Below are 23,291 nucleotides of genomic sequence, written 5' to 3' on the forward strand. Positions count from 1 at the left end.
GCTGGCCATTCAAGTCGTCATTTTAAGGCTCAGATGCCCCCGATGCCCGCATTGATTCGCATCTCCAGCGTTCTGCTGCTGTCGTTGTTCACCGCCAACGCCCTGGCCGCCCCCCCGGCAGCCCCGGCGAAGGCCAAGGACAGCACGGCCGAGGCGGTCCCCCTGGCCCCGGTCATGGCGGGCGAATTCGCCCTGCAGGCAGGCAAACTGGGCGACGCCGCGCGCTGGTACCTGGAGGCGGCCGAGGCCAGTGAAGGCGATGCAGGCCTGGCTGAGCGCGCCTCCCGGATCGCCATGCTGGCCAACGATGACAAGCGCGCCGCCCGCGCGCTGGCCCTGTGGGAGCAGCGTGCGCCGCGCTCACTGGCCATGCGCAGCAGCACCGCCGCGCTGGACATGCGCCAGAACAAGGTGAAGGCCGCCCGCACCGAACTGCAGGCGCTGCTCAAGGACCCGGACCCCACCGCCTGGAAGTTCGCGATCGGCGCCCTGATCAGTGGCGGCAGCGATCCCAAGGTCCCGGCCCAGGTGCTGGGCGAGCTGGTGGATGCCAATGCCATCCCCGACCGCCTGGAGGTCTGGCAGGAGTTCGGCCGTCTGGCCATGCGCATGGAGGAGCCCGAGCTGGCCCGGCGCATGGTCGATGAGGTGGTCAAGCGCTTCCCGGACGAGCCGCGTGTGGCCCTGCTGCATGCCAGTCAGCTCACCCAGGCCGGCAAGGCCGATGAGGCGCTGGCCCTGTTGAAGGGCGTGGAGCCCAAGACCACGCAGGACCCCGAGCTGCGCAATGCGGTGGCGATCTCCTACGATCTGATGGGCCAGCCCGCCGCGGCCGAGCGCGTGCTGGCGGTCGGCCCGCAGGATGTGCAGACCTACGGCATGCGTGCCTCGCTGCTGGCCAAGCAGAAGGACGACCCCGGCCTGTTGGCCCTGTATACCGAGCTCTCCCGGCAGGCCACCAAGCCGGATCCAGCCCAACGCCTGCTGCTGGGCAAGATCGCCGAGTACCTCAAGCGCTACGAGGAGGCGGTCAACTGGTATCACAGCGTGCCCGGTGGCCCGGAGCGCGATGAGTCGCGCCTGCGCGCAGCCAATGCGCAGAACGAACTGGGCCGCACCGACAAGGCACTGGCCGAAGTGCACGCCATCCAGTCCGATGCCACCGTCGATGACGATGCCCGCCGCGATGCCTATCTGCTCGAGGCCGAGCTGCGCCAGCGCGGCAATGACGATGCCGGTGAGCTGGACGCGCTGGCCCGTGGCCTGGCCGCGTATCCGGACGAAAACGCGCTGCTGTATGCCCGCGCGCTGGCCTGGGAGCGTCGCGATGACATCCCGCGCGCCGAGGCCGACCTGCGCAAGGTGCTGGTCACCGATCCGGAGAACATCGCCGCGCTCAACGCGCTCGGCTATACCTTGGCCGATCGCACGCAGCGTTATCAGGAAGCCTTGGAACTGATCGACCGCGCGCGCGTGGCCGAGCCGGACAACGCCGCCATCGTCGACAGTTATGGCTGGGTGCTGTATCGCCTGGGCCGCAACGAAGAAGCGCTGGTGCAGCTGCGCCGCGCCTGGACCCTGGCCAAGGATGCGGAGATCGCCGCGCATGTGGGCGAGGTGCTGTGGGTGTTGAACAAGAAGGACGAGGCGCGGCACTTCTTTGAAGAGGCCCGCAAGCTGGACCCGGACAACCGCGCCCTGCAGCGCGTGATCGAGAAATACGGCGTATGAATCTGCTGTCCCTGAAGGCCGCGTTTGCCGCGGCCCTGGCGTTGTCGCTCTCCGCCTGCGTGTCGCTGGATGAGCGCAAGGCGCCGTCCGCCCCGACCGTTGTCACCGCGGTATCGGCCGCTGCGCAACAGGCCGAGGCCGAGCGCATCGCGGCCGTGCGTGCGCAGCCGGTCTGGTCGTTCCAGGGCCGGGTGGCGATCAGCAAGGGCCGCAATGGCGGCAGCGGCCGCATCGACTGGCAGCAGCAGGCGGCCGGCTATGTGGTCGAGCTCAGCGCGCCGGTCACCCGGCAAAGCTGGAAGCTGACCGGCGACAGCCATCACGAGGGCGGCCGTCTGGAAGGTCTGGAAGGCGGCACGCGCGAAGGCGAGGATGCCCAGCAGGTCCTGCTGGAGGCCACCGGCTGGGACATCCCCGTCAACCAGCTGCCGGATTGGGTGCGCGGTCTGGTCGCCGATGCTGCCCCGGCCGGGTTGGTCGAGCGCGACGGCGAAGGCCGCCCGCGTCGCGTGCAGCAGCTGGGCTGGGAGATCCAGTACCTGGATTGGTACCCGGCCGAGGCCGGTCGCCCGGTGCTGCCGCGCCGGATTGAAGCGGTCAAAGGCGACGCGAAGGTGCGCCTGGTGGTCGACAGCTGGGTACTGGCCACGCCATGAGCAGGCTGGATGCAGTCGACGGCGGGTCGACCTGGCCGGCCCCGGCCAAGCTGAATCTGTTCCTCCACATCACCGGGCGGCGCCCGGACGGTTATCACCAGCTGCAGACGGTGTTCCGGCTGCTCGATTGGGGGGATCGGATCCATCTGCGTGTCCGCGACGACGGCCGGATCCGCCGTGAGGGCGACTCCGTGGCCGGCGTCGCCGAGGCCGATGATCTGGCGATCCGCGCCGCGCACCTGTTGAAGGCTGCAGCGAACATCGCCCAAGGTGCCGATATCGGCGTCGAAAAGCGCGTTCCGGCGGGCGGCGGTTTCGGCGGCGGGTCCTCCGATGCCGCCACCGTCCTGGTCGCACTGAACCGCCTGTGGGGCGCCGGTCTGGAGGTCGACGCGCTGGCCGCGCTGGGTCTGCAGCTGGGCGCGGATGTGCCGGTCTTCGTGCGCGGGCACAACGCCTGGGCCGAGGGCGTGGGCGAACTGCTGACCCCGATCGCACTGCCGCCGGCCTGGTTTGTGCTGGTTCATCCCGGCGTTCACGTGCCGACTCCCGCACTTTTCGCATCACCGGATTTGACGCGGGATGCCCCAGTGGCGAAAATAGCGGACTTCGCTTCCGGGTCTTTGCTCGGGAATGCGTTCGAGCCGGTCCTGCGCCGCCGCGAACCTGCCGTAGAGGCAGCGCTCGCAGCGTTGAGCAGTATCGGCCGGGCACGACTCACCGGGTCGGGAAGCGGTTGTTTCGTCGAGTTCGCTACGCGCGCTGCTGCAGAGCAGGGCCTGGCGCAATTGCCGAAGGAACTGCGGGCATGGGTGGCTGCGGGCGTGGAGCGCTCGCCACTGCTTGATGTACTCGAGCGTTACTGATTTTGATGCAGGGGCGTCGCCAAGAGGCCCAAGGCACCAGGTTTTGATCCTGGCATTCGGAGGTTCGAATCCTCCCGCCCCTGCCACTAGCGGATATCTGCCGCGACTCCATGCGCATGTCTGCGCGGGCGCGGTGCATACGCCGCGGTGTTGTCACCGCAGACACCTCCGGGTGCCGGCGGCCCAGTTCTCCGCCAATCGCTCCCGCCCGAGACCGTCATGATGCAAGAACACCCCAACCTGCTGGTATTTTCCGGCAACGCCAACAAGCGCCTTGCGCAGAGCATCTGCAAGGAACTGGGGGTGCGGCCTGGCAAGGCATTGGTGTCGCGCTTCTCCGATGGTGAAGTGCAGGTCGAGATCGAGGAAAACGTCCGTAAGCAGGACGTGTTCGTGATCCAGCCGACCTGTGCGCCCAGCGCAGAGAACCTGATGGAACTGCTGGTCCTGATCGATGCGCTCAAGCGCGCTTCGGTCAACAGTGTCACCGCCGTGGTGCCGTATTTCGGCTATTCGCGCCAGGATCGCCGCATGCGCTCCTCGCGCGTGCCGATCACTGCCAAGGTGGCCGCAAAGATGTTCAGCGCTGTCGGGGCTGACCGGGTACTGACGGTGGATCTGCATGCCGATCAGATCCAGGGTTTCTTCGACATGCCGGTGGACAACGTATACGCCTCGCCGCTGCTGCTCGCCGATATCTGGCGCGCCTACGGCACGGAAAACCTGATCGTGGTGTCCCCGGACGTGGGTGGTGTGGTGCGCGCGCGCGCCGTCGCCAAGCGCCTGGACGATGCCGATCTGGCGATCATCGACAAGCGCCGCCCGCGCGCCAACGTCTCCACCGTGATGAACATCATCGGTGACGTCGAAGGCAAGACCTGCGTGATGGTCGATGACATCGTCGATACCGCCGGCACCCTGTGTGCGGCCGCTGCAGCCCTGAAGGCGCGTGGCGCCCTCAAGGTCGCCGCGTACTGCACCCACGCCGTGCTCTCGGGCCCGGCGGTGGACAACATCAACAACTCCCAGCTCGATGAGCTGGTGGTGACCGACACCATCCCGCTGCGTGAAGAGGCGCGGGTGTGCAGCAAGATCCGCCAGCTCAGCGTGGCGGAAATGCTGGCCGAGACGATGCGCCGCATCGCCTTCGGTGAGTCGGTCAGCTCGCTGTACGTGGATTGATTTTTCCGCCCACCGGCAACGGTGGGTGGTTTCCCGGGGAGATCTGGTCGCGGATCTCCCCTCATCGCCTCGCCATCATGGCGCGGCAAACAACGAAGGTAGTAAATCAGCATGGCCAAGAATCATGAAATCAAGGTCGTCCAGCGCGAACTGCAAGGCAAGGGTGCGAGCCGCCGCCTGCGTGGCGCTGGCCAGATCCCGGCGATCATCTACGGCGGCGACGTCGAGCCGAGCGTCATCCAGCTCAACCACAACGAAATCTGGCTGGCCCAGCAGAACGAGTGGTTCTACTCGTCCATCCTGGACCTGAACCTGGATGGCAAGGTCACCAAGGTGCTGCTGCGTGACATGCAGCGCCACCCGTTCAAGCAGCTGATCCTGCATCTGGATTTCCTGCGCGTGAACGAGAACGAAGCGCTGACCGCCAACGTCCCGCTGCACTTCATCAACGAAGACACCTCGCCGGCTGGCAAGGCTGCCGACGTCGTGGTCACCCACGAACTGAAGGAAGTGAGCATCACCTGCCTGCCGAAGGACCTGCCGGAATCGATCGACGTCGACCTGGCCGACCTGAAGGCTGGTGACGTGATCTACCTGTCGGACATCAAGCTGCCGAAGGGCGTCGAGATCCCGGCGCTGGCCCAGGGCAAGGACCATGACGACGCGATCGTCACCGCCAAGCTCGGCAAGGAAGAAGCTGCCGACGAAGCGCCGGCTGCAGAGTAAGTGATTGCGGCGCCTGTCCTTCGTGGCAGGCGCCGTTTCTGTATGTACCGGCACAGAGCGGGTACCGACGAAGAAGAGTAATGACAGGATTGCGATTGATCGTTGGTCTGGGCAACCCCGGACCCGAGCACGCCCAGACCCGGCACAATGCCGGGTTTCGTTTCATTGACGCCCTGGTCGAACAGGCCGGCGCGCGCTGGAGCGTGGACAGCAAGTTGTTCGGCGAGACCGCCAAGGTCGATATCGCCGGCCAGCCGGTATGGCTGCTCAAGCCCGCCACCTTCATGAACCTCAGTGGCAAATCGGTCACCGCGGCGCAGCGCTTCTGGAAGATCGAACCGGAAGAAACGCTGCTGGCGCACGACGAGCTGGACCTGCCGCCCGGCGTGGCACGGCTCAAGTTCGACGGTGGCCACGGCGGCCAGAACGGCCTGCGCGACACCATCCGTCTGCTCGGCCACGGCAGATTCCACCGCCTGCGCATCGGCATCGGCCATCCCGGCCACAAGGACCGCGTGGTCCCGTGGGTGCTCGGGCGTGCCAGCAAAGACGATGATGTGCTGATCGGTCATGCCGTCAACGATGCGATCGACGTCCTGCCGCTGGCAGTGAAAGGCGATTTCAGCGAAGCGATGAAGCGGCTGCACACCCCGAAGTAACGTGACCGGTGACTGACGTTACCGGGAGGTAGCGACCGTCGGTCGGTACGGAAAATGATTGGAAAAGCAGCGCCGAACGTCGCTGCTTCCCCAATCACTTTCACCCCAGAGGTTGTCAAAGATGGGTATCAAATGCGGCATCGTCGGTCTGCCCAACGTCGGCAAATCGACCCTGTTCAATGCGCTGACCAAGGCGGGCATCGCGGCGGCCAACTTCCCGTTCTGCACGATTGAACCGAACGTCGGCATCGTGCCGGTGCCGGATCCGCGCCTGAACGAGCTGGCTGCCATCATCAACCCGCAGAAGGTCATCCCGACCGCGGTCGAGTTCGTGGACATCGCCGGCCTCGTCGCCGGCGCGGCCAGTGGTGAAGGCCTGGGCAACAAGTTCCTGGCCCACATCCGCGAAGTGGATGCGATCACCCACGTGGTGCGCTGCTTCGAGAATGCCGACGTCATCCACGTCAACAACAAGGTGGACCCGCTCTCGGATATCGACACCATCGATACCGAACTGGCCCTGGCCGATCTGGACAGCGTCGAGAAGGCGCTGAACCGCGCCGAGCGCGCTGCCAAGGGTGGCGACAAGGAAGCGGCGGCCCGCAAGCCGGTGCTGGCCAAGCTGCAGGCCGCGCTGGCCGACGGCAAGGCGGGTCGTACCGCCGGCCTGGACGAGGAAGAGAAGGCGCTGGTCCGTGACCTGTTCCTGCTGACCCTCAAGCCGGTGATGTACATCGCCAACGTGCTGGAAGACGGCTTCGAGAACAATCCGCATCTGGACGCCGTGCGCGCCCGTGCCGCCGAAGAGGGCGCGCAGGTGGTGCCGGTCTCGGCTGCGATCGAAGAAGAGCTGTCCCAGCTCGACGACGAAGACCGCGATACCTTCCTGGCCGACCTGGGCCTGTCCGAGCCGGGCTTGAACCGCGTGATCTACGCCGCGTACCAGCTGCTGGGCCTGCAGACCTACTTCACCGCGGGCGTGAAGGAAGTCCGCGCATGGACCGTGCGCAAGGGCGCCACCGCCCCGCAGGCCGCCGCCGTGATCCATACCGATTTCGAGAAGGGCTTCATCCGCGCTGAAACCATCGCGTATGACGACTTCATCAAGTACAAGGGCGAGGCCGGTGCCAAGGAAGCGGGTCGTCTGCGTCTTGAAGGCAAGGAATACCGCGTGCAGGAAGGCGACATCCTGCACTTCCGCTTCAACGTCTGAGTTCCTCGCACGTTGAGGTCCGCAACGCCCCGCCCTGAGCGGGGCGTTTGCGTTTGTGGGGAGCGCATTCCATGCCATGAACAGGCTGGATAAAAAATGACCAACCATCGAAATGCTTGCCTGGTATGCCTCCGCCTCACTTGTCCACAACAAACCCCCACGCCTCTCCACGCACCGTGTGGAAAACCGGCGCGCGGTAGTGCCGGCCGCTGGCCGGCAACCCATCTGACCCGCCTGCAAGCGATGTGGACAATTTCTGACCACCACTGAAGACCCTTGCAGTGCATCGCTCACACAGGGTTGTCCACAGCAAACCCCCATCGCTTTCCACGGTGTGTGTGGAAAACCGCGATGGGTATCTGGATAAAAATTCACCGTGCACCGCAAAGCCTTCTGGCAAACGGCTCGCCGCCGCTTATCCACATGATTTGCATGTGTCGTTCCACATGGCGTGTGGAAAAAGGGGGTGGTTCATTCCTCCACGTCGCCTTCCACACCCGCTGCGCACAACCGATACTGTGGCCCCGACACGGATGCCGCCCCATGACCGATCTACCACGCGAATCTGTACGCAGCGTGCTCTCCCAGTTCCTGCTGGTTACCGCCGTCCTGATCTGCAGCGCCATCGCGGTGCTGGCGGTGCTGCTCGCCTTCGCCGTGCAGCCGGATGCGCACAGATACGCCTACATAGCCATCCTGATCGATCAGCGACCCATGGCCGACGCCACGTTGCGTTTTCTCCATGCGCGATTGACCTCCGGCACCCAGGTGATCACCGCGATCGCGCTTCTGCTGGCCGGCGCGTCGTGGTGGTTGGCCAGTGTCGCCAAGGCCGCGTGTCTGCGCTACAACAGTCGCCCGCTGCCGCCTGCCATCCCGGCTGTTCCGGCGCGCACGCGCCTGCTTGCCTGGTGCATCCGGCTGGGGCTGGCCACCGCGGCTGTGCCGTTGCTTTACAGCACCTGGGTGCTGGGGCTGGAGATCATCGTCCTGCTGCTCAGTCCGGATCCTTATTCCGCGGATGAGCGGACGCACAGCGCCTTGCAGGTGCTGTACTGGACACTGAGCGCGAATGGGACGCTGCCGATCACCGCGGCCTGCGTGTTGACGCTGGCCGGTGTGGTGACCGCCTATTGGCTGACGAACCGACTGCTGCTTCCATCGCCCGCCACGCCGGTTGTCGCGTAGCGTCCTGCGCCTGGAGGCGCGGCCGGGCCGCATCGCCGGGACAGAACTCCCCAGCGGCCCCCAAACGGTGCGCTTGCCCGCTTCCGGTCACATGACCGGAAGCGGGCAAGCCGTTACCAGTTCAGGGAAACACCCAGCTGTGCGCTGGTATCGCGATAGCCCTGGCTGCCGGTCTGGTGGCTGATCTGGCCCCAACCACGCCAGCCCCCGGACAGGTTGACCTGCACGCCGGCCTTGGCCTCGTACAGGTCGTCAGGCAGATCACGACGGATCGCTTCGCCGTCCACCGCGATCGCCGACGCATTGCCGCCCGACCACCAGTTCACCGCGACGAAGGGATGTACTTGACCCTGCTTCCGGGTCAGCGCGCGGGTATACAGGCGCGCGCCGAGCCGGGTGCTGGTGCCACCCACGCGGCGGCTTTCCACGACCGTGCCATTGGTCTCGACGACCTCATCGGCGTTGTAGTGGTTGTGGATCACCTGCAGCTGCGGTTCCAGATATACACCCCGCTGCCCATTGCTGTGCAATGGCAGGGTATAGCCGCCTTCCACAGAGCCACTCCAGCTGCGTGAGCGGTACCGTTGCTCGGCCAGGCCCTGGCCCTGCACGCGGTTGCGGAAACGGGCGTACTGCAACCAGCTGTCCACATACGCACCGGGAAGCATGCCGGCCTCCTGCAGCCAAGTGCCGTAGAGGCCCAGGCTGGTACCGGACACTACGCCGCGCGCGGTGTAGCCGGTCACCCGCGAGGTGGCGTCATTGGTGGCGCGGCCATGTCCACCCATCAACCCAACCTGCAGCTGGCCACCCGCGGTTTCGGCAAGAGCATGTCCAACGCCCATCATCACGCTGTCCACGCGGCTGTCCACGCGCACCTGCTCCCCCGCAGCGTGGCGATCCATGGTGCTGCTGCGCACGTTTGCCCAGGCGAGCGCGCCCGGGGAGTCGTCGGATGGGACGCGCATGGGATCGCCCGCACGATCATGCAGACTGTGCTGGAACATGCGCAGCGCGGTGGATTGGTTGGCGAGATAGACGGCGGGCTCCGGACGTTCCACCTTCAGTGCAGGTGGTGTCCCCGGGTCAACCGGATCAGGGCGTGCTGGATCCACGGGATCCACGGGATCCACTGGTGCCGGGGGATTCGCCGGGTCGACCGGATCGACCGGATCAACCGGATCGACCGGATCAACCGGATCAACCGGATCGACCGGATCAACCGGCGGCACATACACCGAGCGCAGGTACCAATTGCCGTCATCCGGATCGGCCACGCCACCCTTGTACAGGAAGTAGTCGTACGCACCGGCAACCGCGCGGCCCTGCAGGGTGAACTGCGCCTCCGACTGGCCGGCCACGCTGATCAGGCGGATGCCTTCGCTGGTCAGTGCACCTGCACCGCCTGCGTTGTCGACCCTCACGTTGGCGGTGCCGCTGCTGTTGCCTTGGATCACCAGCGCATCGCCACGGGAGTTGTCATCGCCAAGCTGGCGGTTCATCACCCAGGTGCCGCCGTTGCCGAGGTAGTCGCCAGTGATGGTCAGCGTCTTGAAGTCGTCCTGCGTGGGCGCGACGAACGCGATGGTACCGGCATGCTGCAGCGTGGCCACGGTGGAGTCGCCACGCAGGTTCCAGCGGCTGCTGTCATCCAGTGACAGCGAGGCCACGTGGAAGCCGCTGTCGCTGCGCAGTGCGCCGGTCAGCACGCTGCCGTTGCCCAGGGCCATCCGTACGTTGGCGGTGGCGCTGTCCACGACCACATCGCCGGTCAGGCGGCTGTTGTCAGCGGTGAACACGATGTCGGAGGTCGCCACCGAGCTGCCATCGGTGAACACGGTGTCGCTGACACGCAGCAGGCGGCCGCCTTCCACCGCACCGGCCTGGCGCGCGATCACATCCGTATTGGTGAGGGTCAGATCCTGATTGCTGCCCTGCAGCCACAACGCCGGTCCGTCCTCAGTCTGCAGCTGGCTGTTGTTGAATGCCAGCCGGTTCCAGTACGGACCGAACACCGTGATGTAGGAGCGGTAGACACCGGAACCGGCTCCCTGCGCATGGACCGCGACGTTGTCTGCGGTGAGTACCGCAGTATTCATCTGCACGATGCCGAACGACGCATCGCCCAGCACGTTGATGTGGCCGCCGTCCAGTTGAACGTCTGCGGTACTGCCGCCCAGGAACACACCGCCACCGCCATTGCCGTAGGTGGTGATATCCAGTCCATTGGCGCGGATACGCGAGTAAGGCGTTGGTGGGTTGCTGCCCGATGCGCGGAGTCCGTACACACCGTCGCCATGGGTGTCGATGCTGCCGCCGTTGATCGTTGCAGTGCCGCCCCAGACATCGATGCCATGGCCATAGCCATTGGTGCCGTACGTGCTGATCACGGTATCGGTCAGATCTGCCAGCGACGCCGAGCTGGACAACCACAGTCCGGATTGCCCGTCACGCACAGTGAAATGCGCCCCGTTGGCGGTCAGCCGGCCCCAGTCGTTGATGTTGACGCCGTAGCCACCGGTCGTCTCGAAACGGCCCCCGGTCACTTCGGCTGTTGCGTACAGCCGATTGGTCTTGTTGCCCAGTAGACGGATACTGCCACCCGTTGTGGTGGCGCTGCCCCCGCTCATGCGCAGCAGGCCGCCGCTGCTGATATCGAAGTAGCCGTTGGTGACATCGACATCGGTCAGCGACAGCACGCTGCCAGTATCACTGGAGGAGAGGCGCCCGCTGAAGCCGTTGTTGCCTGGCGCAAAGGTCAGCTGCAGTGATTCCATCGACAACAGCGCGCCGGATGCCGCCTGCACGGCACTGTTGGCGCCGCTGTCGATACCCGTGCCGACAACATGCAGTTCACTGCCACTCCCGGTGGCGTAAAGCGCATGGCCAGCACTGCTCACGTGGCCGCCGGTCAGCCAGACTTTGCCGCCGCCGGTGGCGTTGACCGTGCCGTAGCCCGAGCCGTTGCGGTAGGCATCGATGACCAGGTTGTCGGCGCGGATGACGCTGCCGGCACCGCTGGCGTTGAGCGCATAGCCAACGCTGGCGCTGCCATCGCCCAACTGCAGGTGCCCGCCGTTGATCACTGCACTGCCGCCGGACATGGCGCCGATGCCGCTGCCATTGGCGGTCACGCGCAGGTCCAGGTCGGTACTGGTCAGCGCGGCATCCTGGCCCTGCACCGTGACGGCATAGCTGCTGCCGGCGTGGACTACGCTGTCACCACGGGCCAGATCGAACGCGTCGCCGGCATTGACCGTGATCGGGGTGGTGTACTCCACCGCAGCGGCGGGCAGCGCCGCCAGCAGCGCGACGCACAGCGCCAGCCGTGTCGGCAGGCCACCGCCACGGGTGGCGGTCACGCCTGAGTGCGTGCCGCGCCGCTGGGCAAATTCGGACGCAACCACGCAGCGTCCACTCACGGGATCCCGTACCAATCGGTAGATTCTGTTCATCCTGCCTATCTCGTTGCAAGGCAGCCGCCCGGCGTGCACCCGGTGCGTCTGCAGGCCATGACGATCGCCACGTTGGCGATCACCGTCGGGGCATCACCGGAGATGGCCGGCAACGCTGCATGGCGACAAGGCGCGGGGGAGGAGGGCAAGATGGCGATGCCATCGCCACGACACGCAACCGCGTGTCTCAGGGGCGTCCTTGAAGCCGTACCGGCGAAGGCGCAGGGCACTGCCGTGATCAGGCACGACCGTTGCGCCACCGGTATGCACAGGCTAGGCAGTGGGTGCCGCTGCTGACATCAGGCGATCCTTAAACTGCTTCAGGCAGGCGCTGGGATTGGGCGGCCAGTCAGCTGCCGCATGTCCGCGCGGGCGGTGCACCCGGCCGTCACCGGCCTTCGCGGCTCAGTTGAACAGGTCAGAGGCCAGGCAGAAGGTGATCAGCTCCTGGTCGGTCTTGGCGCCCAGCTTGCGCATCGCGCTGACCTTCTGGGTGCTGACGGTTTTGCTGCTGCGATTCAGGCGCTTTGCGATGTCGCCCACACTCTGGCCGTTGGCAAACAACCGGATGACTTCGAACTCGCGCGGTGACAGCAATGACGCGGACGATGCATCGCCTGTCGCGGGCAGAGCGTCCTCGCGAGGCAGGTCCGGCGAGCGGTAGATGCGCTGCGCCAGCAATGAGGCGAGGGCGACGTTGAGTTCCTTCAGATCGCCGCTTTTACGCACCACGCCACTCGCGCCGGCCCGGTACATCTCGGCGATGATCGACGGATTGGAGACCATGGTCAGGATCAGGATGCGCGTGTCTGGAAAGTTGCGGTCGAGATACGAGATCAACTTGATGCCATCGCCCAGCGTGTCATCGCCTGGCATGTTGTAATCGGAAATCACGATGTCCGGACCGAGCGTCTGCATCAGCTCGACCAGCGCGGTGGGGTTCTGCGCTTGACCCACCACCTGCAGGCGCGGGTCCCGTTCGATCACATCGCGGATACCCGCCAGAACGATCGGGTGGTCATCGGCAATGACGATCTTGGTCTGCATGCGTGTTCTCGGCACCGGTAGTAGCAATCAAGGGACATCCAGGGTTCCCGGCGGCGAGCCTTCCAGTCGCACCAATGCGTGTTCCAGGCGCGCCAGGAACGCACCGCACGCGTCCACCGCGGCACCTGCGGCGAGTCTATCTTCGATCGCCTCGGCAGCGTCGACCAACGGCTGTGCCGACACCATCACCAATGCGCCCCGGATGCGATGCAGCATCTGTCCCGCCGCGACGGCGTCACGAGCCTGTATCGCGTGGGACAGCGCACGCAGGTCGCTGCGCATGGTGGTCAGAAAGAGTGCACGCAGATGGTCGGGGACGAGGATGGTATCGCCCGGCATATCGTGACCTGGTGAAGCATCGGCCGTGGTCGGGGGCTCCCGCTCAACCACGCCGCTCAATTGGCGATACAGCGCCTGGAGCGAAATCGGCTTCACCAGGCAGCTGTCCATGCCTGCGCTGCGGCAGCGCTCACGCTCTTCGGGCGCCGCGTTGGCGGTCGCACCGATGATCGGGACACGCACGCCCTTGGCACGCAGCTGGCGGGTGAGGGCGTACCCGTCGATATGCGGCATGTTCACATCGGTCAGCACGGCGTCGAACCGGCGCTGCGTCCAGTAACCCAAGGCTTCGTCGCCATCGCTTGCGACCACGGCGTGGCAGCCGAGCTGTTCCAGCTGCTCGCGCAGGATCATCTGGTTGATGGGATTGTCCTCGGCGACCAGCACGTGCAGTCCCAGACGGCGGAACTGCGGTGCGGGCGCCGGTACGCGAAGCGGTGCGTCATCACCGCCAGCCATCAGCAGCGCATCCACGATCGCATCCAGGTTGTGCAACGCCACATCCCATCGTCCGTCGATCAGCTCGGGGTGGTCGCCGCCATCTGTCCTGGCCACGACGTGCGGTCCGGACCAGTCCGGAACGGGCTCGTCCAGAACAGCGTCGAGCATGGCGGTCTCCGGGTTGAAATTCTGTGCCGATTCGCGGTGATAGACCTGCGCCGCAGCGCCACGCTGGCGCAGGCGCTCACACAGGTTCTCGGCCAGTTCGCGCACTGAGGAGCGCACGTAAACCGCAGGATGCTGCGCAAACGTGGGGCGGATCTCCGGCAGCTCGGGGCTCTCTGCCAGCGCAAGGTCGAAGCTGAAGCTGCTGCCCAGCCCGCTGTCGCTGACCACCCGCAGTTCGCTGTCCATCAGCTCCAGCAGATGGGCGCTGATCGCCAGTCCCAAGCCGGTTCCCCGCATCGCATCGGTGGCCGGGTTGGCCTGGTAGAACGGTTCAAAGAGGCGGAGCTGGTGTTCCTGCTGGATGCCGATCCCCGTATCGGCCACCTGCCATCCCAGCTGCGGCAGCTCGCCCGGCTCGCTGAGTCCGCGCAGACGCACCACGATGCGACCCACATCGGTGAACTTGATCGCGTTGCTGATCAGGTTGTTGAGCACCTGCCGGATCCGCGCGGCATCGCCGATGACCAGCGCGGCGACATTGCTGTCGATGCAGGCATACAGTTGCAGCCGCTTGCGCGTGGCCGATCCCGCATAGGAGCGCACGACGTCCTCGGTCAGACCGGCAGGGCAGAACGCCACCGGCTCCAGCACCAGCTGGCCGGCCTCTGCCTTGGAGACATCCAGGATGTCGCTGATCAACTGCATCAGGGTCGATGACGATCGCTGGATGGTCCCCACGTATTCCTGCTGGCGGCTGTCCAGTGGCGTCAGACCGAGCAGTTCCAGCGTTCCCAGTACCCCGTACAGCGGCGTGCGTATCTCATGGCTCATGGTGGCCAGGAACAGGCTTTTGGCACGATTGGCCTGGTCGGCCGCCACCCGGGCCTGCTGCAGGACCTGTTCGGCCTCATGCTGAGCGGTGAGATCGATGAACAGGCACAGCATCACCGGCTCGCCCCGGTAGCGAGCGGCCGTGGCGGTGATCAACAGGTGGCGTCCGTCGGGCGTGGTGTACGGTTGCGCGGCCGGCCGCTGCGCATCCACATCGGCCAGTGCGTCGGCGCGCCACACCCCATGCCAGCCGGGTGCATCCTGGTCTTCCCCCAGCCAGCTGCGTACCAGCGCGTTTTCGAGAATCATCTGTCCGTCGCGACGGCGCAGCAGGCACAAGCCGATCGGTGCGGCGTCCAGCACGGTGCGGCTGAACGCTTCGCTTTCCAACAGACGTTCATGGTTCTCGCGAAGGGGTACCAGTACCGATCGCCGATAGCTGCGCAGCACCAGCACGCCACCGAGGGCCAGCAACAGCGCGGCGACCACACTGCCGATCAGGGGGCCGCGCGGATGGCTCAGCAGGCGCGCCCACCGCACCTGATAGACCGCCTGCCAGCCGTCACTGGTTCGCATGCGGTAGACCACGCCCGTTGGCGTGAAGCTGCGCTCCGCGCCGCGGCCATCGCCGTTCACGGCAGGGCCGTGCACGGGTCGGCCGTTCGGGTCGATGATGGACAGCTCATCGTAGATCGCCTCGCCGAGAATCTGGCGGTGCGCATCGAGGCGGGAAAGGTCCAGAAGGCATGCGATCGCTGGCATCGCCGCCGCGTCCACATCGCCCCATGCGCTGATGTCCTGCGGCGCCTGCGCGATCGATAGGAGGCGATTGTTGCCGTCGCCCGGGTCGCGCTGGAACCAGCGCACATCACCACGTTGCAAGGACACACTGGCCGCTACCGCGTGGATGTAGTGCAGAAGCGCCTGCGACGATGCCGACGAGGGGCGCACCGGATCGATGTCATCGACCGTCAAGGGCACCAGCAGCCCGGCGGTTCCCTCGCCACTGACCAGCAGGCAGCGCGGTGAGGGATAAAGCGATTCCGCCCAGAACGCACCATAGAAGCCGGAGAACCGCACACCGAGTGACGCGGCGGACGTCGGCGGCGGCGTGTCGTCGTGCAGGACCGAGAAGGGGATGAACGCGAGCGTCGCGCTATCTGACTGGGGCACACGGGACAGCGGCTCGCTGCGCACCGTGCCCGGTGGCCCGCCCGGTGCCGGCGCACGCTCATGGTCGTGGGCACGCCATCGCCGCATGAAGCGTTCCTGTTCCTGCAGCGCACCACTCAGCCGGCGGAAGTGGAAGTCCACCTTGCCCTGTTCCTCGTTCAACAGCTGCAGCGTGGTCGACAGCACCAGCCCTGCCTGCACCGTGGCCAGAACGATGACGCCGATCAGCAGCGCATGCACGCGCAGCGAGCGGCGGGCGAGTCGGCGGATGGGTGCAGCCTCGGGCATGGAAGTCCCCTCTGTGATGGTGGCTCAGGGCGCCGGCCGCAGCGCACTGCCGTCTTGCCCGTTCGATCATGCACCGCGCGCCAAGCATGCGGAGCAGGGTTTGACGACGTGGTGAATGTGGGCGGAGACCGCCTCAGCGCGGTGCCAGTGCACCCGGCTGGCCCAGCTCAGTATGCCGGTGCGCCGCCTTTTCCTGGTCCAGCAGCGCGCCGAACGTTTCGGCCGGGATCGCCCGTGAAATCAGGAAGCCCTGGACCTGGTTGCACCCCAGCTTGCGCAGCGTAGCCAGTTCGGCGTCGGTCTCCACGCCTTCAGCGACGATGTTCAGTCCCAATCTGCTGCCCAGCGCGATCACCGTCGCCAGCGCGCTGTGCAACGCGGGGTCCCGCGCGCATCCACGGACCAGGGCACCGTCGATCTTGACCTCGGTGAAGGGGGTGCTGACCAGATTGTGCACCGTGCTCAAGCCCTGGCCAAAATCATCCTGGGCCAGCCCGAAGCCCTTCATGCGCAGGCGGCACGCGCCGGCGTAGTAGTCGCTGACATGGTGCGTGGTACTGCTCTCCATCAGCTCAAAACACAGGTCGGCCGGTGTGCCGCCCTGTTGCAGAGTCAGATCCAGCAGTTCGTCCGGCAGGTTGCCGCGCTCCAGAAGGTGAGGCGGCAGGTTGATCGATACCGGGATGCGGAATCCCTGCTCGCGCCAGCGTGCCTGGGCCTGGATGCTGGCCTTGAGGATATGGCGCAGCACCGCCGATTCGAGCCCGTGCTGCTCGATCAGAGGCAGGAAGCGGCCAGCCTGCAGCGTGCCATGTTCGGGATGGCGCCAGCGCACCAGCGCCTCGGCGGCCACCACCAGGCCGGAATCCAGCGACTTCTTCGGCTGGAACCACGCGGTGATCTCCCCGTCATCGATCGCCCGGCGCAGGCGTTCGCGGGTTGCGTTGATCGGTACCTCGACCGGCGCGTGCGCGGGGCCTACTCCACTGCGGGCGTCGTCCAGCTGTGCCAGCAGCTCACGCACGTCGGCCGGCGAGACCGGCTTGGGCAGGATACCGAGCACGGTGATGCCCAGCGACTCGGCCATCAGCCGCGCCGAGGCCATCATCCGCTGCGACACGGAGCTGACCAGCGCCAGCATCGGCCTGTGCTCCTGTGCGGCCAGCGCCTGGATGAACTGGATGCCATCCACGCCCGGCATCATCAGGTCCGTCACCACCAGGTCGTAGCGCTGCCAGTGGCACATCTCTACCGCGTCGGCGGCATCGCCCGAGGTATCCACGGTGACGCCGGGTGCGGCGTTGAACATGTTGGCGAGGAACCCGCGCTGGAAGGCCTGGTCTTCGAGAATCAGTACACGTTGGTGGCTCATGCCGTGGCTCCTGCGGTCAATCCGCCCAGCGCACGGCGGAGGGTGGCGATATCGATCGGCTTCACCAGGTAGTCATCCATGCCCTCGGCCAGGCACCGTTCGCGCTCGTCAGGGGTGGCATTGGCGGTTGCGCCGATCACGGGCATCGCGTAGCCCTGCTGGCGCAGGTGCCGTGTCAACGCGTGGCCGCCGAGGCCGGGCATGTTGATGTCGGTCAACACCACATCGAAGGGCTGGGCGCGGCAGCAGGCCAGTGCCTCATGACCATCGGAGGCGGTCGCCACGTGGCAGCCCAGCGTCTCCAGCTGCTCCTTGAGGATCAGCCGGTTGATCGGATTGTCCTCGGCAACCAGCACCCTCAGTCCGAGCGGGGCAGACACGATCGGTGTCGACGTGGCGACCGTCACCTGGTTTCCCTGTTGCAGGCGGTACACGGCATCGGCGATGGCACGGATGCTGAGCAGGGTGACCGTCAGCTGGTCCGGGCGCATCGGATCCTCGCAGGCCGGGTCGCCGCCGTCGGCGGTTGCGACCACGCGCGGGCCCGGCCACTCGACCGGAATGGCATCGCGCGGATCACTGTCAAGCAGGATCGCGCCCGGTTCGATCGGACCCGTTGCGTCCTCGCTGTAGCGTCGTGCCGTGGCGCCCCAGCGCTGCAGCCATTGACAGGCGCTATCGGTGAGCTCGGTGATGGCGCAGCGCACGTACACCGGGGGGTGCGGCAGCAGCGATGGGCCGTCATCCACGGCGGCGGCGTTGATCGGGGTGCCCTCCTGTACGCCCAGCGGCAGGATCACGGTGAAGCTGCTCCCCAGTCCGGGCTCGCTCACCAGGCGCATTTCACCGTTCATCAGGCGCACCAGGTGGTCGCTGATCGACAGCCCCAGTCCGGTGCCATCGTTGCGACCCTGGGCACCTGCCTGGCGGAATGGCTCGAACAGCCGGGGATGATCGGCGGCCGCGATACCGATCCCGGTGTCGGTGACCTGCCAGCTCACGGTGGCGGTGCCGCCTTCGCAGGCGAGCAGCCTGACCCGCAATACGATGCGTCCGCTGTCGGTGAACTTGATCGCATTGCTGAGCAGGTTTCCCAGTACCTGGCGGATCCGGTCGGCATCCCCGGTCACCTGCGCCGGCAGCCGCGGATCGGTGCAGACCACGATCTGCAGCTGCTTGCGCGCCGCGGCGGCGGCATAGGCACGCAGCGTGGTTTCGGCCAGTTCCAGTGGCGAGAACGCCACGGTGGCCAGGGTCAGTTGGCCCGATTCGATCTTGGATACATCCAGGATGTCGCTGATCAGCTGTAACAGTACCGATGATGACTGCTGGATGGTCTTGAGGTACTGCGCCTGGCGTGAATCCAACGGCGTGTTGCCCAGCAGTTCCAGCGTGCCGAGGACCCCGTACAGCGGTGTGCGGATCTCATGGCTCATGGTGGCGACGAAGGCGCTCTTGGCCTGGCTGGCTTCATCGGCGGCCTGCTTGGCGGCGGACAGTGCAGCCTGGATCTGGCGATGCCGCGTGATGTCGTTGAACACGCACAGCAGTACGTCATCACCGTGGTACCGCGTGGCCGCGGACAGTACCTGCAGCTGCCGTCCATCCCGGGTCGTGAAGTCGACTCCGCGCCGGTGCGAACGACAGGGGACAGGGCCGCTTGCGCTGCGCCAGGCGCCGGTCCAATCGCCCGTGCGGGTATCGCTCCCGAGCCAGTCGCGGGCCAACTGGTTCTCCAGCATCACCTGGGCGTCGTGGCAGCGCAGCACGCACATGCCGACCGGCGCCATTTCGATCACGGTGCTGCCGAAGTCGAAGCTGTCCCTCAGCTGCAGGTGCTGCTGATGGGCCGGCTGGATCAGCTGGCGGTCGATGCGTCGGATGAGCACCCGCAGCGCGCAGACCGCGGCCAGGCACAGCAGCAGCGACACTGCGGCGTGTCCGGCCATGTCGCGCAGCAGCAGGGTGGAGGGAACGTGGTAGACAAGCCGCCAGCCGTCCTGGCCGATGCTCTTGATCAGTGCCAGTCCCTGCGGCAGCCCGCGCGCCCAGACGAAGGCGAACGCATCGTCGCGCTGGCCGTACAGCCAGGTCGCGGGTGGACCGGTGTCCGCTCGGCTGGAGAGTACTGGCTTGCTATGCCCGTCGAGCAGGAGGAAATCCCCGATGCCTTGTCCATTGACCATGCTTGCCACAGCGCCTGGCGCTAGCGCCAGCACCAGCCAGTTCGTGGGATCGGGTGCTTCGTCGGCGGCCCGAAACAGGTAGAGCGTGCCCCCTGGCCGGTCGGAACTCAGCCAGTACACGCTTGTGCCAGGCATCGCACGGAGGGCATGTGCGCGTAGAAGGGAGGCCGTCAGCTCGACCGGCGGGGGCGTTGCCGGGGTCCGCCGGCCGTGCAGCCACTGACGCGGCGCGTCCGGATCGGCGCTGACGTGGATGAGCTGTGCGCCGAACTCGGCCAGCGTCCGCTCGGCGCGTGAGGACAGCAGCAGAGTGAGCTGGCGGCCATCACGACCCGTTCCCAGCGGCAGGCGCTGGACCTCGCTGTCGTCCCGGCTTGCGGGACGGGGCAGTGCGGAGGCTGGGATCGACGGCGAGGACTCCACCACCGAATCCACCAGATAGTTCAACAGCGCCTCGCGATGATCGAAGTACAGCTGCGCGCGGTAGGCGGCGGCATTCATGTCGCGGCGATGCACCGAGACATCATCGCTCAGCTGCGCCAGCAGGTAGAACCCCGCAGTGCCGATCAGGCAGAACAGCACGCAGAGCGACAGCCAACGCAGCAATACGTTGGCCGCCACCACCGGGGCGTCAAGGGAGGAGCGTCGGGGCAGAAGACGGTGCATGCGCGCATGCTAGGAAGCGAAGGCGGGCAGGCCCATCAGTCGATCCCTAAAACCGTGCGCCGAGGCGCGAGCGCATGGCTGCGGTTCAGCGGGGTGAAAACCAACGGGCCCGCACAATGGCGGGCCCGTCAGCGATGCGATGGTGGCGGCGGATTAAAGTGCCGTACCGCCAAACTTGTGGGTGTACTGCAGGTTGATCGTCCGGCCCACGGTGTCGAACCAGGACACGTCGTAATACGGATACGGCGTATACGTCGCATCCTTCGGCGGCAGCTTGTTGGCGATGTTGACCACCGACAGCGACAGGCGCGAATGATCATCGAAGCGGTACTGCAACGACACGTTGTAGCGGTACGTCGCCCCGATCCACGGGCTGTCGCCGCTGTCCGGATCGAAACTCTGGTCGTAGCTGTCGTAGGTCGGCAGTTTGCCCAGGCGCGAGCCGTACAGCGTGGCCGACCACGCCGCGTTCTCCCAGGTCACGCTCGCACTGGTCTTGGTGCGCGGAATGTCGAAACCGCTGTTGATCGCGAACTGGTCCTCGACCACATCGCCTTCAAACTGCTGGAAATCGTGCGTCTTCACCCAGGTGTGGTTGCCACTGAGGATGAAGTCACCGATCCCGGTGCTCAGGCGGTAGCGCAGGCCCACATCGATGCCGCGCGTCGTTTCGCGCGCGATGTTGATCGGGCTCACGTGCACGCCGTACAGGCGGCCATCACTGGTGCGGGTAACCCGGCTGATCGCATCCACGCAGGTCGGCGACGCCGCGTCCGCGTCGCCCAGGCGGCAGGCCGCCTCGTCGCGCAGGATGGTGCTCACATCCATGTCCTGCACCTGGTCGCGCATGTCGATATCGAACCAGTCCACCGACACATCCAGACCCGCTGCCGGCGACCACACAAAACCAGCACTCCACGAGGTGCTGGTTTCCGGGTCCAGCTTGCGGTTGCCTTCGCGCGTGCGGATCAGGTTCTCTTCGTAATCCGAGCAGTCATCGCCGCCGTCCACCGCGCAGGCGTAGTAGTCGTTGGCACTGGTTTCATCATTGCCCGGGCCGGCATACACGTAGTGCAGGTCCGGCGCGCGGAACGCGGTGCCGTAGGAGCCGCGCACCAGCAGCGTATCGATCGGGCGCCACTCCAGGCCACCGCTCCAGGTCGCCTTGCCGATGGTGTTGCCCGAGTAACGGTACTGGTCGAAGCGGCCGGCCAGGCTGACGTTGAACGTGTCATGCAGCGGCAGGCGCAGCTCGGCCGCGGTCGCCCAGCGGTTGCGGCTGCCGTGGCCATCCGAATCCTTCCAGCTGTAGTAGTAGTACTGCGTCGCCAGCGGGTCCGGATTCAATGCGTAGGACTGATTGCCGAACTCGGCGGTCGCCGCGAAGCCGGCCTTGCCGCCCGGCAGCTCGAACAGCTCGCCGTTGGTCAGGGTCAGTGCGGCGGTCTCGGTGCGCGACTTCGGGGTATAGGTGGTGCGCGCGGCGATCGAATCGTACTCGCTGCGGCTCAGCGGCCGGTACAGGCGCGCCGGGTCGGCGTTGAACACCGGGAACACGTTGTCGTCGTCATCGGTGTACTCGCCCAGCTGCTCGCCCAGGAACAGCGCATTGGCCTTGGCGGCGATGATCTGCGGCCAGCGGATGCTGGACTGGTACTGCGAATGGCTCAGCGAGGCCTCGTATTCCCAGTCCGCGCCAAGCGCGCCCTTGAAGCCGGTGGTCACGCTGAAGGTCTTCTGGGTGCTGCGCACCATGCCGTTGTCGAGTCCGCCCATTTCCTCGGGGGAGAACTGGCGCTGCCAGAACTCCACCTGGTCGGTGGCCTGGTTGTAGAAGTAGCCGTCCTCATTGCCGTCGGCCGCCATGCGGCCCCACTGGGTCACATCGCGCATCAGTGCCAGGTCGTGGTAGCCCATCTGCACATCGGCGAACCATTCCGCGCCGTTGTCGAAGGCATAGCGCAGCGAGGCATAGCCGTTGGCACCGCGGCGCTTGCTCAGGATCGTGCCGTAGCCGATCGAGCGGTCGCTGCCGCAGTAGAAGCCATACCGCGCCCGCTCGGCGTACTGGGTGCTGCCGTTGTTCTGGCCGGCCAGCGCATCGCAGGTTGCCTGGCCCGGGTCCAGGTAGTCGTCGTTGTAGTCGGTGCGCAGGTAGGCGCGGCGCAGGGCGCGGGCGCTCTCGGTCGGCGCGTCCAGCGTAGAATCCTGCTGGCCACGCTCATAGGCCCACAGCGGGGTCTGCGACTGCAGCTCCAGACTGTAGACCGCGCTGAAACGGCCGGCGTCGAAGCCACTGGCGATGCTCATGTCGAAGGACTCACCACCGCCTTCGCTGGTGGTGCCCATGCGCATGTCGACCGTGGTGCCGTCCACCTGCTTCTTCAGGATGAAATTGACCACGCCGGCGATCGCGTCCGAACCGTAGATCGCCGAGGCGCTGCCGGTCAGCACTTCGATGCGCTCGATCATCCCGATCGGGATGTTGGAGACGTCGGTGAAGTTGCTGCGGCCCTGGAAGGGCATCGGGAAATCGGCGATGCGGCGGCCGTTGACCAGCACCAGGGTGTGATTGGGGCCGAGGCCGCGCAGGTCGACCTGCTGCGCACCGGGCGAGAAATCGGCGCCGCTGGAAGACTGCTGGCTCTGGGTCTCACCGCCGTTCTGGGTCATCGAGCGCAGCACGTCCGGCACGCTGGTGAAGCCGCTGGCCTGGATCTGCTCGGCGGTGATGACCGTGACCGGGGCCGGCCCCTCCACCTGCGCGCGCGGAATGCGCGAGCCGGTGACCTGCACCGTATCCAGTTGCTGCACCCCGGGGGCGGGCGTCTGGGCACCCGCAGTTGCGGCCACACCCATCAACGCCAGCTGGATCGACCACGCCATCGCCTGTTTACGCATGAGAATTCTCGAGAAGAAAGTGTCGGCCTCGAGGGAGGCCTGTCCCCCATTCACATTTCGCGAATGGACGGCGCGCATTTAACGCCTTTTTCACGGGGTTGACCACTGCCAATTTCTCTGGCACAGGGTGGAAGCGCTTTCAGGCCGGTTTTGTTCAGCCTCGTCAACGCCCACAACGGTTTCCGGTCTTCCAACCGCCCGCC

The 23,291-nt window shown here is 66.1% G+C and carries 14 protein-coding genes and 1 tRNA gene; 9 read left to right on the top strand and 6 right to left on the bottom strand.

Annotation, left to right across the window (positions count from 1 at the left end; genetic code table 11):
* Positions 1-42 precede the first annotated feature (42 nt).
* From EDF74_RS00855 to EDF74_RS00895, 9 genes are all read left to right on the top strand, one after another.
* Entirely contained in the window at positions 43-1,731 is a 1,689-nt protein-coding gene (locus EDF74_RS00855) for a tetratricopeptide repeat protein (protein ID WP_184997003.1), read from the top strand.
* Positions 1,728-2,387 carry a lipoprotein insertase outer membrane protein LolB gene (lolB, locus tag EDF74_RS00860; protein WP_123728435.1) on the top strand — a complete coding sequence of 220 codons (660 nt, stop codon included), beginning with the start codon at positions 1,728-1,730 and terminating at the stop codon, positions 2,385-2,387. The genes EDF74_RS00855 and lolB overlap by 4 nt, the downstream gene beginning before the upstream one ends.
* Complete coding sequence (gene ispE, locus EDF74_RS00865; RefSeq protein ID WP_123728436.1) at positions 2,384-3,253, top strand: 4-(cytidine 5'-diphospho)-2-C-methyl-D-erythritol kinase; 870 nt, start codon at positions 2,384-2,386, stop codon at positions 3,251-3,253. The genes lolB and ispE overlap by 4 nt, the downstream gene beginning before the upstream one ends.
* A 9-nt stretch (positions 3,254-3,262) precedes the next feature.
* Positions 3,263-3,339: transfer RNA gene (locus EDF74_RS00870), tRNA-Gln, on the top strand.
* Positions 3,340-3,475: 136 nt separating this feature from the next.
* A complete protein-coding gene (locus EDF74_RS00875) occupies positions 3,476-4,435 on the top strand; it encodes a ribose-phosphate diphosphokinase (RefSeq protein ID WP_026070235.1) in 960 nt (319 codons plus the stop codon).
* Positions 4,436-4,546: 111 nt separating this feature from the next.
* Positions 4,547-5,161, top strand: coding sequence for a 50S ribosomal protein L25/general stress protein Ctc (locus tag EDF74_RS00880; RefSeq protein ID WP_102789571.1), 615 nt, complete (start codon positions 4,547-4,549; stop codon positions 5,159-5,161).
* Between the two features lie 80 nt (positions 5,162-5,241).
* Positions 5,242-5,820 (top strand): aminoacyl-tRNA hydrolase, encoded by a 579-nt coding sequence (pth, locus tag EDF74_RS00885; protein ID WP_121044551.1) that lies wholly within the window; start codon positions 5,242-5,244, stop codon positions 5,818-5,820.
* Between the two features lie 121 nt (positions 5,821-5,941).
* Entirely contained in the window at positions 5,942-7,033 is a 1,092-nt protein-coding gene (ychF, locus tag EDF74_RS00890) for a redox-regulated ATPase YchF (protein WP_088434937.1), read from the top strand.
* A gap of 351 nt (positions 7,034-7,384) precedes the next feature.
* Positions 7,385-8,221, top strand: a complete 837-nt coding sequence (locus tag EDF74_RS00895; protein ID WP_148045893.1) for a hypothetical protein — start codon at positions 7,385-7,387, stop codon at positions 8,219-8,221.
* A 113-nt stretch (positions 8,222-8,334) separates the two neighbouring features.
* Here the strand turns inward: EDF74_RS00895 and EDF74_RS00900 are convergent, their stop codons facing one another.
* The 6 genes from EDF74_RS00900 to EDF74_RS00925 all read right to left on the bottom strand — a co-directional run bounded on the left by EDF74_RS00900 (position 8,335) and on the right by EDF74_RS00925 (position 23,088).
* Positions 8,335-11,676 carry an autotransporter outer membrane beta-barrel domain-containing protein gene (locus tag EDF74_RS00900; protein WP_123728438.1) on the bottom strand — a complete coding sequence of 1,114 codons (3,342 nt, stop codon included), beginning with the start codon at positions 11,674-11,676 and terminating at the stop codon, positions 8,335-8,337.
* Positions 11,677-12,081: 405 nt separating this feature from the next.
* The gene (locus EDF74_RS00905; protein ID WP_123728439.1) at positions 12,082-12,723 is read right to left on the bottom strand and encodes a response regulator transcription factor; all 642 of its coding nucleotides are present in this window, start codon (positions 12,721-12,723) and stop codon (positions 12,082-12,084) included.
* A gap of 27 nt (positions 12,724-12,750) precedes the next feature.
* The gene (locus tag EDF74_RS00910) at positions 12,751-15,963 is read right to left on the bottom strand and encodes a hybrid sensor histidine kinase/response regulator (protein ID WP_123728440.1); all 3,213 of its coding nucleotides are present in this window, start codon (positions 15,961-15,963) and stop codon (positions 12,751-12,753) included.
* 133 nt (positions 15,964-16,096) lie between these two features.
* Positions 16,097-17,335 carry an EAL domain-containing response regulator gene (locus EDF74_RS00915; protein ID WP_123728441.1) on the bottom strand — a complete coding sequence of 413 codons (1,239 nt, stop codon included), beginning with the start codon at positions 17,333-17,335 and terminating at the stop codon, positions 16,097-16,099.
* Positions 17,332-20,187 carry a response regulator gene (locus EDF74_RS00920; protein ID WP_123728442.1) on the bottom strand — a complete coding sequence of 952 codons (2,856 nt, stop codon included), beginning with the start codon at positions 20,185-20,187 and terminating at the stop codon, positions 17,332-17,334. Before EDF74_RS00920 ends, EDF74_RS00915 begins: the two co-directional genes overlap by 4 nt.
* Before the next feature lie 153 nt (positions 20,188-20,340).
* Entirely contained in the window at positions 20,341-23,088 is a 2,748-nt protein-coding gene (locus EDF74_RS00925; protein ID WP_123728443.1) for a TonB-dependent receptor plug domain-containing protein, read from the bottom strand.
* Positions 23,089-23,291: the final 203 nt, after the last annotated feature.

This window comes from Stenotrophomonas rhizophila (genome assembly GCF_003751305.1).
Classification (GTDB): Bacteria; Pseudomonadota; Gammaproteobacteria; order Xanthomonadales; family Xanthomonadaceae; genus Stenotrophomonas; species Stenotrophomonas rhizophila_B.